At 61.3% G+C, this 15023-nt stretch carries 11 protein-coding genes; 9 read left to right on the top strand and 2 right to left on the bottom strand.

Annotated elements, in window-relative coordinates; all coding sequences use genetic code 11:
• Positions 1 to 21 precede the first annotated feature (21 nt).
• From traN to E5P2_RS28360, 5 genes are all read left to right on the top strand, one after another.
• Complete coding sequence (gene traN / locus E5P2_RS28380) at positions 22 to 3498, top strand: conjugal transfer protein TraN (RefSeq protein ID WP_162570727.1); 3477 nt, start codon at positions 22 to 24, stop codon at positions 3496 to 3498.
• Between the two features lie 138 nt (positions 3499 to 3636).
• A complete protein-coding gene (locus tag E5P2_RS28375) occupies positions 3637 to 5370 on the top strand; it encodes a type IV secretory system conjugative DNA transfer family protein (protein WP_083944475.1) in 1734 nt (577 codons plus the stop codon).
• Positions 5371 to 5515: 145 nt separating this feature from the next.
• Positions 5516 to 5710 (top strand): hypothetical protein, encoded by a 195-nt coding sequence (locus E5P2_RS37915; RefSeq protein WP_232077588.1) that lies wholly within the window; start codon positions 5516 to 5518, stop codon positions 5708 to 5710.
• 2 nt (positions 5711 to 5712) lie between these two features.
• Complete coding sequence (locus E5P2_RS28365) at positions 5713 to 5973, top strand: hypothetical protein (RefSeq protein ID WP_068679154.1); 261 nt, start codon at positions 5713 to 5715, stop codon at positions 5971 to 5973.
• A 299-nt stretch (positions 5974 to 6272) separates the two neighbouring features.
• Positions 6273 to 8504 (top strand): recombinase, encoded by a 2232-nt coding sequence (locus E5P2_RS28360; protein ID WP_146039484.1) that lies wholly within the window; start codon positions 6273 to 6275, stop codon positions 8502 to 8504.
• Between the two features lie 236 nt (positions 8505 to 8740).
• Here E5P2_RS28360 and E5P2_RS28355 read toward each other — a convergent pair whose 3' ends face one another.
• On the bottom strand, positions 8741 to 9307 hold the full coding sequence (locus E5P2_RS28355; protein ID WP_068679151.1) for a hypothetical protein: 567 nt from the start codon (positions 9305 to 9307) through the stop codon (positions 8741 to 8743).
• Between the two features lie 11 nt (positions 9308 to 9318).
• Positions 9319 to 10704, bottom strand: a complete 1386-nt coding sequence (gene radA, locus E5P2_RS28350; protein WP_162570726.1) for a DNA repair protein RadA — start codon at positions 10702 to 10704, stop codon at positions 9319 to 9321.
• A 134-nt stretch (positions 10705 to 10838) separates the two neighbouring features.
• Between radA and E5P2_RS28345 the strand changes: the two genes are divergently transcribed.
• From E5P2_RS28345 to E5P2_RS28330, 4 genes are all read left to right on the top strand, one after another.
• Positions 10839 to 11096, top strand: a complete 258-nt coding sequence (locus E5P2_RS28345; RefSeq protein ID WP_068679147.1) for a hypothetical protein — start codon at positions 10839 to 10841, stop codon at positions 11094 to 11096.
• Between the two features lie 133 nt (positions 11097 to 11229).
• A complete protein-coding gene (locus E5P2_RS28340) occupies positions 11230 to 11862 on the top strand; it encodes a DUF6927 domain-containing protein (protein WP_068679145.1) in 633 nt (210 codons plus the stop codon).
• Between the two features lie 377 nt (positions 11863 to 12239).
• Positions 12240 to 13028 (top strand): hypothetical protein, encoded by a 789-nt coding sequence (locus E5P2_RS28335; protein ID WP_180988655.1) that lies wholly within the window; start codon positions 12240 to 12242, stop codon positions 13026 to 13028.
• Positions 13029 to 13454: 426 nt separating this feature from the next.
• Positions 13455 to 14948, top strand: a complete 1494-nt coding sequence (locus E5P2_RS28330; protein WP_068679141.1) for a helicase HerA domain-containing protein — start codon at positions 13455 to 13457, stop codon at positions 14946 to 14948.
• The last annotated feature ends 75 nt before the right edge of the window (positions 14949 to 15023 follow it).

Here is a 15023-nt window from a genome sequence, read left to right as displayed (position 1 = left end):
CTATAGGCCGGAGACTACCCAATGCGTGTCGCAAACTACCTTCTGGGCGCCATGTGCGCCCTTTTCACGTTCACCACAGCGGCGCAAGCCCCTACCGCGGAGGAGATTGCGCAGGCGAAGAAAGTAGCCACCCAAGCTGCAACCCAGATGCGCAGCGTCAGCGTGAACCGGGATGCGGGGGGAGACACAATCCTGAACGAGGACGGAACGGCGCAGCTGGCGCCGAGGTCGTCTTTTACCCAGGCCGCAGGCCTCGACTACTTCAAAAGCATCACCGGACTGGAGGGCCTCGAGCAAGTTGCCTCCCCCGGCCAGAAGCAACAGGCAGGCATCGCCGTCGTCACTGCCACGGCGAAGTTCGACCTCAACTGCCGCGCCAAGGTCGAAGGTGAAATCCGCTCGGGTGGCAACCTCACGTTCCGGGCAGTCGCGTGCGAGGGCGCTCCGGTTCAATCGCTGCTCTTCAAGGTTTGTGACAACCAGCAGCGACTGGGGCAGTGCGCGGCTGATAGCGACTTCTCGCAAGAGATTTCCGTGCCCGTCGGCTCCTTCACCACGGTGAGCGGAGTTCAGGTCGGGGCTGGCTGCAACAGCACCGACAGCTGCCGCATCTCGGTCCGCGGGACGTCGGTCATTGGCGGCAGCGACGCCACTCTGAAGGTCACCGGCCAACAGATTGCTTCCAACAGCACACTGATTTCGGACCTCCGCACCAACGTCGAAAACGGCAGCTACGCCGACAAGACCAGGGAGACCGGCGAGCACCTGCGGGCAAATCCGGCCCAAGCCGCCGAAGGAGGAACCGAGACCAAGCTCACCCAGGCGGATGCTCAGTGCTCCGGCCCGCGCAGCTGCACGAAATGGAGCACGACTTCGCAGAAGTTCACCACGAGCTGCACGCGCACGTTCCCCCTCACTGAGCGCATCACGAAGTACAAGCTCGAGACCGCACAATGCGACATCAAGGTCAAAATCGACAAGGACGGCAAGGTGGCGACCACGGACACATGCCTCACCTCGGAAGGCGTAGACCTGCGCAAGGACAAGTCGAAGATTGGCGAGACCGCCAAGGTCTGCTCGCAGCTCGCAGAGGACGGCACGACGTGCCTGGACCAGAGCTGGACCGAGTACTTCGCCACGAGCGACCCCGCCGTCCTGTCGGTGGAGGCATCGCCCTCGCCGGTCGCTGGCGCCTGCGACTTGAGCCCTCTCTCAGAAAGCCGGTACAACACCTACCAAGGCGGCGAGTGGTTCGGCCGCACGCTAGACGACGCCCAATGCCTAGTCGCGGCCGTCGATGAGGCTACTGGCTTCCCGACGGGTGTTGTCCTGCAGCTCACCAACGCTGAGAAAGCGGGTTGTGGCATCTACACGACGCCGACCACCGGTGTCGTCTGCTACGGGCAGCCCAGCGCGACCGACGACCTCGATTCCTGCAAGAGCGTTGACCTGGCGCACTGCAGCATGACCTCTGCCGAGCCAGCCTCCTACACCGGCGGCAACGGCGGCCTCGTCATGTCCCAGAACGAGACCTACCAATGCACGCACGCTCAGGATATCTGCGTCGAGTGGTCCAAGAGTTCCGAAGACAACGCCTGCCTGAACACGGACGACATCACGTTCGGCAATGCCGTGAAGCAAGACCAAACCGTCGACGTCGAGAAGATGAACGCCGCCCTGGTCTCGGCCGCGATTGCGGACGCTGCGGGCGAAGGCATTGACGACATGAGCGACAACCCGACCATCCCGAAGATTTTCACGGGCAAGGATATGCGCTGCAAGCGGGCGACAGGCGGCATCGGCCAGTTGTTCGGGCGGAACTGCTGCCGGATGGACATGGAGCGCCCGAAGTCAGGACAGATGATGCGTGACGGCTGCGAAATGCCCACGGTCGAGCTCGCCGCAGCCCGGCGCTCGAAATACACCGTCTACATTGGCGAGTACTGCTCCAACAGGGCTAAGTGGCCGCTGAAGTCCTGCCTGGAATACACCCAGACCTACTGCTCATTCAACGGCATTCTGCCGCGCGTCATCCACGAGCAGGGCCGCGGCCAGCTGCTGCAGATGGCCATGTCCGGGCAAGGCGCGGACATCGTCAGCCAGAATCTGAACTTCACCTATCTCGACCAGGGCAACGGGCGGTGGACGTCGCCGGTGGACGTCAACGGCGTCAAGGTCGCTGCGTGGCAGTGGCCCAGCTACTGCGCGGACCCCGTCAAGGCCGGCGAAATTTTTGCGACGGACCCGGAATCGTTCGAATGCCCTGGCGTCGTTCGGACCATCATTGCCAGCTGCGATAACTCGAACGGGTGCGCCGAAATGCCAAAGGCACCTGAGTTCGGCCCGAATTCGTGGAACCTGGTGGAACTCGACCCGCTGGTCAACGAGTCCCGGGGTGTCAGCCGTTACACCGCCGTGAAGGGCGCATGCTCGCCCGAATCGGGCAATTGCACCTATGAAGCACGAGGATGGCCGATGGGTCAGGGTGGCAAGGCTATCGTCACCCGTGACCTGTCATGGCACCTTTACTCGAACGAAGAGTCAGAAGGCCGCTCCGCCGGCGCGTTGAACCAGATGTCGAACATCGCCGACCTGGTGTTCCGCACCTGGTCCGTAAAGGGCGCCTCGGACGGAAAGACCGTGCCGGAACGCATCCGCATCGACTACAGCCAGGATGGCGGCCAGACTTGGAAAACCGTGCAAGTCCCAACCGACCTGCGCACCTCGGAGTTCACCTTTCCGAACTCTGACACGCGCCTCACGGGCCGTTGCGATGCCCTGACGAACCTGTGCAGCTTTCGGGTGACTGCGACCTCGGCCGTTGCCCTCAAGCTGTGGGGATTCCCTCAGTTCCCCGACTGCACGGGCTTCACGCCGGGTCAACTGTCTGCCATGGACTTCGGCAAGATGGACCTGTCCGAATGGTTGACGTCGGTCATGGACAAGGTCGCGGCTTCGGCCGGCAGCCCGAGCGAAATCGGCCGGGCGGCTGCTGAGCAGTTCCAGCAGTTCAACAGCCAGTATGCGGATGGTAAGGGCACCATCACGGTTACCGCGCCATCTGCGGCGCACTACGCCCGCATCAGCCCATCGCAAGGCTTCGGACCGTTCCACACGCGACTCATCGCGAGCGGATACTGGCCTGAGACGACAGGCGACAAGGCCAAGGACGTGGACCGCGTGACCGCGGTAGAAGTGGACTGGGGGGACTGCACGATGACCGAAACCCTTCAACCGCTGTCCCTCTCCGAGCCCGGCTCGGGCTACTACGGAATCCACGTCTTCAAGGCTCCTAACGAGCTGGCCTGCGGCAAGCGCGAAGGCAACGTGACCCAAACCGTCACGATGACTGTGCACACCACCAAGAGCGGCGTGCAGAAGCGCACAGTCACGGTCGAGAACGCATACAACAAGTTCCCGGGCGGCAGCGGCGGTCGCAACGATAACGTCCCAGTAACGGTGACCGTCCCGGCGAGCCAAGGCACGATGCCGAAATGAGGCACTGACAGGCCCTGCGCAAGCGGGACGTAAAGCGGCAGGACCTCGGTCTTGCCGCTTTTCTTTGTGAATCCTGACCAACCAGCCCATATAAATGACTGGTTCCTAGACGAACCAGCATAAAGGGAGACGTTTTACATGCTGGTAGGTCGAAAAGACGCTTGGGCGTTGATGGGGATTGGTGCAGGCGTCGCGGCGTCAAGCCCTTGGGTTGCGGGCAACCCCTATGTACTCCCCGCATTGGTGGGGCCCGCTGTGGGCGCCGGGTGGTTCGCGTTTAAGCGAGCACGGGAGTGGCTCGACCGAACGGACACGGTCAGTCGCGAAAACTTCGTTCTTCCGTCGGATGAGACGTTTGGCGACCTCATGTCGACCAAGGAGGGAATTCGGTTCGGCTACACGCGTGACAACGGTATGCCCGTCGATATCAGCGACAACTTCCTGACTCGGCATACCGCCATCATCGGCCAGTCAGGTGTCGGCAAGACCACTCTGGGCGAGTTCCTTCTTTGGCAGCAGGCTATCCGCGGTGGCGGCTTCATCTTCATCGACGCTAAGCTCGATGCGGCGACGCGCGACAAGTTGAACATGATGATGCAGCTCTGCGGCCGCGGGGATGAGTTCTACGTCCTCAACGTCGACCAACCGCACAACAGCAACACCTACAACCCCATCCTCAAGGGCGACGCCGATGAGGTGGCCAGCCGGCTCCTCAACCTGATTCCGGGAACGGAAAACTCGCCAGGCGCCGACTACTTCCGCCAGCAGGCGAACTATGCCTTAACAGTGCTCACAGGCGCGCTGAAGTCAGCCAAGCGCCGCTACAACTTCAGCGACCTCGCCATCCTCTTGCAATCGGACCGGGCGCTGGAATCGCTGCTGCGGTTGCGCTTGGGCGATGAGGAACGCATGACCCTGGAGATGTTCCTCAATCAGTTTCGCAAGAAAGACAAGAACGGCGTTGGAATTGACATCAAGATGGTCAAGGATTTGCTGGGTGGCATCTCCGGGCGAATTGCACTCTTCGCGCAAGGAAAGTTCGGCGAGGTCTTCAACACCTACACGCCGGAAATTGACCTCACGGACATCGTGATGAACAACAAGTGTCTGTACGTCATGCTTCCGACCATGGGGAAGGATACGGCAGCGCTGAACCTCGGGAAAATCATTCTTTCCGACCTCCGCACTGCGGTCTACAACGTGCAGGGCGTGCACAAGGACAAGCGCCCGAAGCCCCCGTTCCTCGTCTTTGCTGACGAAATGGGCAGCTACGTCATGAGCGGTATCGCACGACTTTTCGAGCAAGCTCGAAGCGCAGGCATCTGCATGATTCCAGCCTTCCAGACCTTTGCGAACCTGCGCACGGTCGGTCCCGACTTCGAAGACATCATCATTGGCAACACCTGGAACAAGGTCTGTTTCAAGTTCGCATCCAAGGACTCTCCCGAGACGGCCGCTGACATCATCGGCAAGACCAAGAAGTTCGCGAAGTCCCTCTCGCTGAGCAAGAACGAGGGCGAATCCTCCTCCAACATCCGAACGACTCCCCAGGGCAACGCGTCGGACGGCGCCGGCATGTCCGAGTCCTGGAAGGAATCCGAGGAGTATCGCGTCAGCCCCGAGCATCTGAAGTCCCTGGGCCTCGGAGAGGCGGTCCTGCTGTCGGGCTCCCGCGTGTTCCACATCAACACGCCGATGCTCAACTTCCCGGAGCCTATTCCGGAGTTCAAGGTGACCAGGCACAAGGTCACGATGCCGCCTGATGAGCTGGGCCTTGACCTTACCGACGAGTACGAGCAGTTCCTGATGGTGGGGTCTGACGAGAGCCGAGCCGCCTCGGCTGAAAGCAGCTTCACCACCGCCGGCGCTTAATCCCTTGAGCGGCGAACACGCTCCCACGGGTACGTACGACAAGCTGGTGCAACAGGCCATCGCGTTGCTTCGGGACCATCAGGCAAGTGCGGGGCCCCAAGCTGTCGCGGTCCTGGCATGTGTCGGCTACGGCGAAGGAAGCGTCGTGTCGACCGCGGTCAGGGCAGCGGACGGGCATGAAGCCGTTCCCCTCGCCATGCTGCTGTCGTTCACCCGGTCGTTTGCGGCGGCTGAGAGCTGTCCCAGGGCGATGCGCGAGCTGCAAATGGCGGAAGCCGCGCTCCAACGCGCTATCGAAGCGAAGCTGCTCCCAGAGCGCGTCGCGCTCTCTCTACACTGACCATGAGCACCGTCCTCTTCATCCTCGCCTGTGGCGTTCTCTGCCTGGTGGTCTTGTCCAAGATTCCCGGGCTCGAGCACCTCGTCAAGCCTCTCATCGACCTCGTCTTCACCGGCGTAAAGGTCGGCGCTGCCAGCGGCTCCTACTGGGCCATCTGGCTCACGAAGCTCCTGCTGGCCTCGCACACGGACCTCATTCGACATCTGTTCCTCTCCGCTGAGGCCATCGACCCCTCGATGGCAGTGCGCGACAACGAGGCCTGACCGAATCGCGCCCCGGCCCGCAGGCCACCCCATCCGGGGTGGCTTTTTCGTTTAACGGCTCCTCCTGTTGGCACCCTTAAAGCAGGCCTCCAGACCGGGCTAGCTATAGGTTGCGTACCCCTCCAGCACAGCGTTGCGCCCCCAGGCGCAGGCGCTGTCGTCCTTTAGATGGTCAATTGCCTCTCGCTATACGCGGAGAGGACAACCAACCCGCTTGCGACTGGCTTCAAGCCTGCTACGCGTGCGGACCAACTTCAACATCGAGGCCCCAGGGGCCTCGGAATCTACGAAAGAAACAGATGAAAAACGCTCTGATGTCTCCCCTTGGCCAAAAGATGCTCTCCGAGTCGAAGTTCTTCATGGGCTACTCCCGCTGGGTAGATGCCCGGGGCTCCTACGAGACCTGGGACGAAGCCGTAGCACGCGTCATGGACATGCACCGCGACAAGTACGCGGAACGCATGACGCCGGAGCTCGAGAAGTATTTCGCCAAGGCTGAAGTGGCATACGAAAGCCAACTGGTGCTGGGTGCTCAACGTGCCTTGCAGTTCGGTGGCGAACAGCTGCGCAAACACGAGGCCCGCATGTACAACTGCTCGGTCAGCCACTGCGACCGTGCGGCTTTCTTCCAGGAAGCGATGTACCTGCTTTTGTGCGGCTGCGGCGTCGGCTTCTCGGTGCAGAAGCACCACGTGGCCAAGCTGCCCCCAATCGCTCGTCCGTCGAGCGAGAAAATCAAGGTCTTCCAGATTCCCGACAGCATCGAGGGCTGGGCCGACGCGTTTGGCGTCCTCTTGAGCTCGTACTTCGATGGCGAAGGCACGTTCCCGGAATATCAGGGCCACCAGGTTCATTTCGACTTCAGCCTAATCCGCGCGAAGGGTTCGGAAATCTCGGGCGGCTTCAAGGCCCCGGGCCCGGACCCCCTGCGCCAGGCACTCATCAAGTGCGAGGCGCTGTTGCAGAAGGCTCTCGGAGCTGCTGAATCGGTCGCCGTGCGTCCCATCGTCGCATACGACTTCGTCATGCACATGTCCGACGCAGTTCTGGCCGGCGGCGTTCGTCGCTCCGCGACGATTTGCCTGTTCGACAAGGACGACCAGGAGATGATGAAGGCGAAGACTGGCGACTGGTTTGTCGACAACCCGCAGCGCGGCCGCAGCAACAACTCCGTTGTGCTGCTTCGCGACGAGCTGACCCGCGAAGAGTGGGCGCAAATCATGACCTCCGTGCGCGACTTCGGCGAGCCGGGCTTCATCTTTGTCGACGACAAGGAGTTCGCTTACAACCCGTGCGTGGAAATCGGCATGCGTCCGGTCACCATCGACGGCGTGTCGGGGTTCCAGTTCTGCAACCTGACCGAAATCAACGGCGGCAAGTGCGTGAACAAGGAGCTGTTCTTCGCCGCTTGCGAGGCCGGCGCCATTCTGGGCACGCTCCAAGCAGGCTACACGAACTTCAAGTATGTGTCCGAAGCCACCCGCCGAATCACCGAGCGCGAAAGCCTCATCGGCGTGAGCATCACGGGCTGGATGAACAATCCGCACATCCTGTTCGACGAAGCCATCCTCAAGGAGGGCGCTGAAATCGTCAAGCGGGTCAACCGTGAAGTGGCGATGCTCATCGGGGTCAATCCGGCCGCGCGCACGACCTGTGCGAAGCCCTCGGGCAACGCGTCGGTCCTGCTGGGCACTGCCTCGGGAATCCACGGCGAGCACTCGCCGATGTACTTCCGCAACGTTCAGATGAACGCCGATGACGAAGTGGCCAAGCTCATCCTGCAGCGCAACCCGAAAATGGTGGAGAAGTCCGTATGGTCGGCAAACGGCAGCGACATCGTTGTCAGCTTCCCGGTCGTCTCGAAGGACACGTCCATCTTCAAGCAGGACCTCATGGGCGTTCGCCAGCTGGAGTTCGTGAAGAAGGCACAGCAGCACTGGGTCGAAAACGGCACCAATGTGGAACTGTGCGTGCATCCAAAGCTGCGTCACAACATCTCGAACACCATCGGGGTGGATGACTGGAGCGCGGTCGAGCAGTACATTTTCGACAATCGCCAGTGGTTCGCCGGCATCTCGTTGCTGGCAGGCGAAGGCGACAAGGCATACCCGCAAGCTCCGTTCACGGAAGTGACGTCGGCCGAACAAATCGTCGGACTCTACGGCGAGGCCAGCATGTTCGCCTCAGGTCTCATTGTCGACGGGCTGCACGCCTTCAACGACAACCTGTGGATGGCATGCGACACCGCAATGGGCAAGGGTCTGCAACTGTCGGACGAGGATTCCAAGGACCTGCTCAAGCGTGACTGGGTGCGTCGCTTCAAGAAGTTCGCGAAGCACTTCGACGGCGACATGCAGAAGGCCTCCTTCTGTCTGAAGGACTGCTACAACCTGCACAAGTGGGTGGGCATCCAGACCTCTTTGCAAGACATCGACTTCGCGTCGGTTCTGTCGGAAGTCCGTCAGGTGGACATCAACACCCTCGGCTCGCAGGCCTGCGCCGGCGGCATGTGCGAAGTTAGCTTCAACTAGCCCCGCGTCAGCGTAATTCCCAAACCCCGAGGAGCAATCCCCGGGGTTTTTTATTGGGCGGGCTCCTGCCGTGGCCCACTTAGCGGATGTGGCGGTTCGCCGGGCCGTTTCAAGCGGGCTGCCATCGCGGGAGCTTCAAGGGAGCGAGGGCGCGGGGCTCACAGCCGCCAAGACAGGACCCAACCAAAAAAGCCAGAGGCTGTGCCTCTGGCTTCCAGGTCACTGCTTCGCCGGGCTCAAGACATCGGATTGTGAGGGTCCGAATCCAACCCCATGGGGGCGACGTAGGCGTTGTTTTCTGCGACGAACCCACCCGTCTGCTCGTTGAACAGGCCGCCTGCACCGCCGCCAAACACGCCGTACGGGTTGCCGTTGATGTCCGTCAGGCCACCGGGCATCATCGGCGTGCCGTCGACGTTGACCAGAGGTGCAGTTGCGGAGTTTTGTACCGCGGCAAGGCTCGCTGCGTAGACCGCGCCCTCCATGCCTTGATTTCGCAGCAACTGCTGGCGGTCCGCCCGCACCCTGTCGGATGGCGCGGAAGCAATCCAGTCCTTCACGAAGCCGAAATGGCGCGCCTTCTCGTCTTTGCGGGCAAGCGTGACGAGCCAGACGAGGCTTGCGACATACAGCACAGCGACGGCAACCGCTACGGAGCTCAGGGCGGGGAACTTCAGTCCGAGCAGCAGGAAAAACCCGCACGATACCCCAGCGAACAAGTGCCCGTTGAACTCCCCCATCCGACGGAAGGCCGCCACCACCCAAACCCACTTGAACTTCTTGTTGACAACTTTTTGCTTCATGACATTTCTCCTCAGGCAGCTGCCTTCAATTCTCGCAGCAGCCCGATTGCTTGGTCGACGCGTGACACGTACGTCACGTCGATTCCCTTTACCGATGCCAAATTGTTGTGCTTGCACGCCAGTGGCACCATCGCCTGGGTGAAGCCCAGCTTCGCGGCTTCCTTCAGCCTGGTCAGAGCATCAGTTACGGGCCGAATCTCTCCGGCCAGGCCTACCTCCCCGAAAGCGACCATCCCCTTGGGCAGCGGCCGGTCCACGAGGGACGAATGTGCCGCAAGCATCAACGGCAGGTCCGCCGCTGGCTCCGTGAGCCGCACGCCCCCCACAATCTTGACATAGACGTTCTGGTCGAACGCAACGACGCTCGCGTGCTTGTTGAGCACTGCCAACAGCATCTGCAGCCGGTTCGTATCCACGCCGGCGGCGAAGCGCTTCGGATTCGGCGTCGGAGCGTCCTCCACCAGCGCCTGGACTTCAACCAGGAACGGTCGATTGCCCTCAAGCGCAGCAAGGATGCACGTACCCGGGACCGGATGCTCGTGCGCCGTGAGGAACAGCGATGACGGGTTGCTGACCTCCTCCAAGCCCTTCTCTCCCATCGCGAACACGCCGAGCTCGTTCACGGAGCCGAACCGGTTCTTGAACGCCCGAACCATGCGGAACGCGGAACCCGACTCGCCCTCGAAGTAGAGGACCGCGTCCACGATGTGCTCCAGGACGCGCGGGCCGGCCAGGTTGCCTTCCTTCGTCACGTGCCCGACCAGGAACAGGGCAATGCCCATGCTCTTGGCCTTCTTGTTCAGCTGCGCAGCGCATTCCTTAACCTGCGCGACGTTGCCCGGCGCCGACGTGAGCTGGCTCGAGAACACGGTTTGAATCGAGTCCACAACCATGATGTCTGGGCGCTGCTCATCCATCATGGCCAGAATCTCCTCCAGCTCCGTCTCGGGAAACACCTGGATGGATGCCTCACCGAGCCCGAGGCGCTCAGTGCGCATTCTCAGCTGGTCGGGCGACTCCTCGCCGGAGACATAGAGCGTCTTCGCGCGGGGGCTCAGATGCCCAACCACCTGCATCAACAGGGTCGACTTGCCAATGCCAGGGTCGCCACCGACGAGCACCACGGAGCCCTTGACCAGCCCGCCTCCCAGGACGCGGTTGAACTCGGTCAGGCCGGTGTCCCAACGCACGTGGGTGACCGTCTTGGCATTGCGGAGGTCAACGAGCGTTGCCTTCGTGCCCGACCAGTTCGAGTAGCGGTGGCTGTTGGCCGGCTCCTCGCGCTCGACGACCTCTTCCATCGTGTTCCAGGCGTTGCAGCCGGAGCATTTGCCACCCCAAACCACAGCCTTTTGCCCGCATGCGTTGCATGCGTAGCTCGACTTCTTCTTAACCATTGGAGTGCTCCATCTTAGTTGCATTTTAGCATACATACGATTTAGGTCCAAGCTAAATCGCAGTCCTGTGCCTAAAAGGCTAAAACTCAAATCCTACATGCACGGTTACCCCCTCTGCATCACAGGAGAACTCAATGGCAGACGAAATCGACATGGCCAATGAACAGGCTGAACTGTTCCTGCGCCAATCCCTGGCAAATCGGGCTACCGGCCCCAAGTTGCTCCCCCGTGGCAGTTGCTACAACTGCGACACCCACTTCGTGGCTTTGGGCAAGGATGCCCAAGGCCGAGACGTCGACGAGCGCGGCGTAGCCATCGACGAGAAACTCTTCTGCGACAAGGACTGTGCAGACGACTTCACCGAGCGCGAGCGCCTGAAAGCACGACGCTGAAGCGTTAGGCGCCTGCAGAGGGAAACGGCCGCCGGCAACCCCGGCGGCCTCTTTTTGCGCGCCTCAGCGCTAAATCTCAAGCGCACCGCGCCCGCTCCCTACACCTGTCAGGTCAACTACACAGGAGCATCAAATGGGATGGAGCAGCGTTTCCAACCAACGTGGCAAATCGACGCTTGAGATGCTGCGAGACCACACCTCGTACCGCGAAGGCGCCAAGTGGGACGGCAGCGAGGGCGTCACCTACCACATCGAGAGGATGGTCAGCGGTGCCGGTGGCGCCTATGGCATTCTTGCGAAAATCGACGCCAGGTCGGAGAAGACGACGCGCTGTGCGCTGGTCATCGCTGTTTCGCGAGGCCGCACGGATTTCGCCTGGAAGTCGATGACTGAGCAGGAAGGCCCCGTCATCTGCGGAATGCCCAAGGGCATGCTTTCCAAGCTGACTCCGGTGGCCGAACTCGACTGTAGCGAGTCCAGCATCGAGAATGCACGAGAGTGGCGGGCGCGTGTCCTCGCACGGTCAGCGCCAGCCTCCCTTGTGGTAAATGTCGGCGACGTCCTCGAGTTCACCAGTCCGCTAAGGTTCAACCTCCCCTCTGGAAGCGTAGCGGTTAGCCAACTGCGCGTCGAGAGCTGGGGCCGGCGAAAGCGCTTCCTTGCGCTCAACCCGACGGGTGGCAGCTTTGTCGCCAGGCTTTCGCGGCGAGCGCTGAGTGAACCGTTCAAGATAAATCCACAGAGCACCGCGGCCGCAACGCCGTGATTTTCCGAAAGCCGCTTCATGCGGCTTTCCTTTTTCATAGGGTCTGGGTCACTAGCGGCCCAAGCTTGTGAATTAGGCTAGAGTCCTGTGGTCAGGTCTGGCGGCAATCCAATGGGGTTGTCCATAGAGCTGTCCATCGGAAGCAGCCGGTGACGGACAAGGATGGGAAGGGCTCGAGCTGAGAAGCTTGGCAGGATTCACGACTCAGGGCCGGGCCCGCGAAGCGCGTGCTCACTACATGATTCGCCGACATTCTCCTTCGAGCTTCGGCGCTTAAACAGGGCGCAGGCTCTCCCGCATCGGCAGGCAATGGCCTCTGTGTCGGGCCAATGCAACGGACACGTGCATGCGGGACAGAACAAGTCAGAATCGTCTTTATGTATCAATTTCCTTTTGGGCAGCCTCTGCAGAGAGTCGAGCAGGTGCCTCATACAAGTGCCCGTGTATTCGTTTTGGGCGTCTACTCAAGTGCCGTGCATGCACGCTGGCTAGGCCGCGACGGAAAGCAGCGTGCCGCGGCACTTGCTGTGGCCTCAGAGCCCTATATCTTCTGGCGAGGCGAGGGAGCGGGGGCCATCATCGACGCAATCCACATTCCGCCAGAAGCCGGCAGGTTGGTCGAAGCGGACCAGCGTTTCAACGGCCCGTCGGGTAAGTCTCTGGATGAAGACTATCTTGCTCCGTTGGGCCTTGTGCGCGACGACGCTTGGCTATGCGACTTGCTCCCAGAAAGTCGGATGAACAAAGGGCAGGCCGCCCGGGTCCTCAGTGACTACGCCCCAGTTGCAAAGGCGCTGGGCCTGCCTGCGGCTAATGTCCCCCTGGTTTCCACCGGGTACGCTGACCACCTGCGGGTCGAGGCCGTCCTGGAGGAGCTTCTCACTTCTGGCGCCAATACCCTCATCACCTTGGGCGACGCGCCCCTGCGGGAGTTCGTCGCTGCACTGTCTCTCGGGCACCCCAAGCTCAGAATGTACGGGACGCAGCCGGGCCAATACGGCAAACGTCACCCGTTCAGCATTCGCGGCCGCCATCTGCAGTTGCTACCGTTAACGCATCCGCGACAGGCACGGGCTCTTGGGAATTCGGACAAGGAATGGGGTGACCTGCATCGGCACTGGGTACAACACACGGCTGGCGAAATCACTGGCGTATTGGGGCGCTAGCGCAATGTTGTTCCGAACTTCGCCTCTACGGGGTTGGACCAGCGTGTGCTTCGCCGGCGCTGCTGGTATCGGACAGGCGAGGGTACCGCTGCGCTCTTGAGGCAACACCTGCAGCAACTTGAGCTGGCGCGTAGCAGGCCCGCTGTCAAGCGCCGACCTGCTGTCATGTCGTGCTGACGCCGGGTCGCTAATTCGCGCAGCAGGGAGTCAAAGAACACACGTACGGCGCTCGGGTAGGTGCGCTGCGACGCTGCCCATACGCCCCGTTCCAGCGTGCACCTTTCGGACAGCCGAAGTCCCGACCATTCCCCCAAGTCCTTCGCGCAAGGAAAACCCGTGCACACCGAACGTTCAAGAAGTTTCGGTGAACGTGGCTAAGTCCCCTGCCTATACGGGGCTTCGTCATCAAAATCCCGCGATTTCTCTATGGAGCTCAACTTCGGGGTGGACTACTTCGGCGCCCGTGAAGGGCGGAAGACCCCTGTCCAACTCAACACAAAGCGCCTCATCAACGGCCACATGCTCATCCTCGGCTCGAGCGGCGTTGGGAAGTCGCACACCATCCGGCGCCTCATCGCGCAGGCGATGAAGGCTGGCACCAAGGTTCGCTTCCACGTGTTCGACGTCCATGGCGACCTTGAGATTGAAGGGGCGAGCGTTGTCCAGTTCTCCGAACAGGCCCCCTTCGGCCTCAACCCCTTCCGTGTCAACCCGTCCTTCGAGTTCGGCGGCGTACGCAAGGCGATTCAAGCTTTCATCCGTACGGTCGACCAGGCATCGCGGACGCCGCTCGGCCTGAAGCAGGAAGCCGTCATCCGCGAACTCGCGCTGGACGTCTACCGCGAGTTCGGCTTTCAAAAGGATGACCCCTCGACCTGGTCGCTCAACGCTTACGAGTCGCGCCTGATTTCAGGGGGCTCGGACAACCGCATCTACCTGAACGTGCCCTTTGTCGACAAGGACAGGGCCCGCGGCTTCGGCGCGCGGTTCTGTGGAGAGCGCAAGCTTTGGTACGTCCACACCCAGAACTACAAGGGCGGCATCACCGAGTTCCCGCCGGCGTTCAAGGAGCGTGACTACCCCACCCTTGCCGACATCCTGGCCTACGCCAAGCAGATTCACCTTGAAAAGTTCCTCGGCTCGGACCAAAAGGCCATCCGGGCGCTTGGTTACCTCAACAAGACCGCGCGGACCATGCAACGCAAGATGCTCGACTCCGTCAAACGCAAGCGCCACGACGAAAGCGTATTCGACGAGGACGAAGAGGTTGCCCTGGAGGCAGCAAAGGAAAGCGCTATCGATGCGTTCACCGACTATGCCAATTCGATTCAAACCGGGCTCGAGCTCGAAAACCTCATCAAGTACGACAGCCCCGAGGTGCTCAAGTCGGTGGTAGACCGCCTGAACAACCTGAACTCAACCGGCATCTTCAAGAACACGCCCCCGCCGTTCGACGAGACCCTGCCGGTGTGGCGATACAAGCTGAACGCTCTCAGCCTGGAAGAAAAGAAGATGCTCGTCCTCTTCCTGCTGCTCGACATCTTCTACAAGTCGGTGCAGCGTGGCGAGCAGTCCGACGTGCTTGAAATTTGCGTCCTCGACGAGCTCGGAACTTACGTCAGCGGGGCGGACGAGCGTGGTGACGGCGTCATCGGAACCATTGCTCGTGAGGCGCGCAAATTCGGCCTAGCACTATGGGCCGCCAATCAATCGACCGAGAACGTACCGGACAGTCTCATCAGCTCTGTCGGGACTAAGGTGGTCCTGGGTGTCGACGAGATGTACTGGCCAGACATGGTGAAGAAGCTTCGGATGGACGCGAAGCTCTTGAACTTCATCCAGCCCCACCACACGATGGCTGTACAGCTCAAGGAGAAGGGCTCGACCAAGACCAAGTGGTGGTGGACGGCCATCAGCTAGGCCGCGGCACAGCCATGCAAGAAGCCCCCGCACTCTCACGAGGCGGGGGCTTTCTTCAATAAGGGCGGGTAGGCT

Origin of the sequence: Variovorax sp. SRS16, assembly GCF_901827165.1 — a bacterium.
GTDB lineage: Bacteria > Pseudomonadota > Gammaproteobacteria > Burkholderiales > Burkholderiaceae_C > Variovorax.
The sequence above is the reverse complement of the archived record's forward strand: the minus strand, read 5'-3'. Positions and strand labels throughout refer to the sequence as shown.

What these genes read in the sequence shown, in the direction of transcription:
- E5P2_RS28365 (WP_068679154.1), top strand. Translation starts at nt 5,713, where the DNA reads ATGAGCACCGTCCTCTTCATCCTCGCCTGTGGCGTTCTCTGCCTGGTG.
- E5P2_RS28375 (WP_083944475.1), top strand. Translation starts at nt 3,637, where the DNA reads ATGCTGGTAGGTCGAAAAGACGCTTGGGCGTTGATGGGGATTGGTGCA.
- E5P2_RS28345 (WP_068679147.1), top strand. Translation starts at nt 10,839, where the DNA reads ATGGCAGACGAAATCGACATGGCCAATGAACAGGCTGAACTGTTCCTG.
- E5P2_RS28360 (WP_146039484.1), top strand. Translation starts at nt 6,273, where the DNA reads ATGAAAAACGCTCTGATGTCTCCCCTTGGCCAAAAGATGCTCTCCGAG.
- E5P2_RS28330 (WP_068679141.1), top strand. Translation starts at nt 13,455, where the DNA reads ATGGAGCTCAACTTCGGGGTGGACTACTTCGGCGCCCGTGAAGGGCGG.
- E5P2_RS28335 (WP_180988655.1), top strand. Translation starts at nt 12,240, where the DNA reads ATGTATCAATTTCCTTTTGGGCAGCCTCTGCAGAGAGTCGAGCAGGTG.
- E5P2_RS28340 (WP_068679145.1), top strand. Translation starts at nt 11,230, where the DNA reads ATGGGATGGAGCAGCGTTTCCAACCAACGTGGCAAATCGACGCTTGAG.
- radA (WP_162570726.1), bottom strand. Translation starts at nt 10,704, where the DNA reads ATGGTTAAGAAGAAGTCGAGCTACGCATGCAACGCATGCGGGCAAAAG.
- traN (WP_162570727.1), top strand. Translation starts at nt 22, where the DNA reads ATGCGTGTCGCAAACTACCTTCTGGGCGCCATGTGCGCCCTTTTCACG.
- E5P2_RS28355 (WP_068679151.1), bottom strand. Translation starts at nt 9,307, where the DNA reads ATGAAGCAAAAAGTTGTCAACAAGAAGTTCAAGTGGGTTTGGGTGGTG.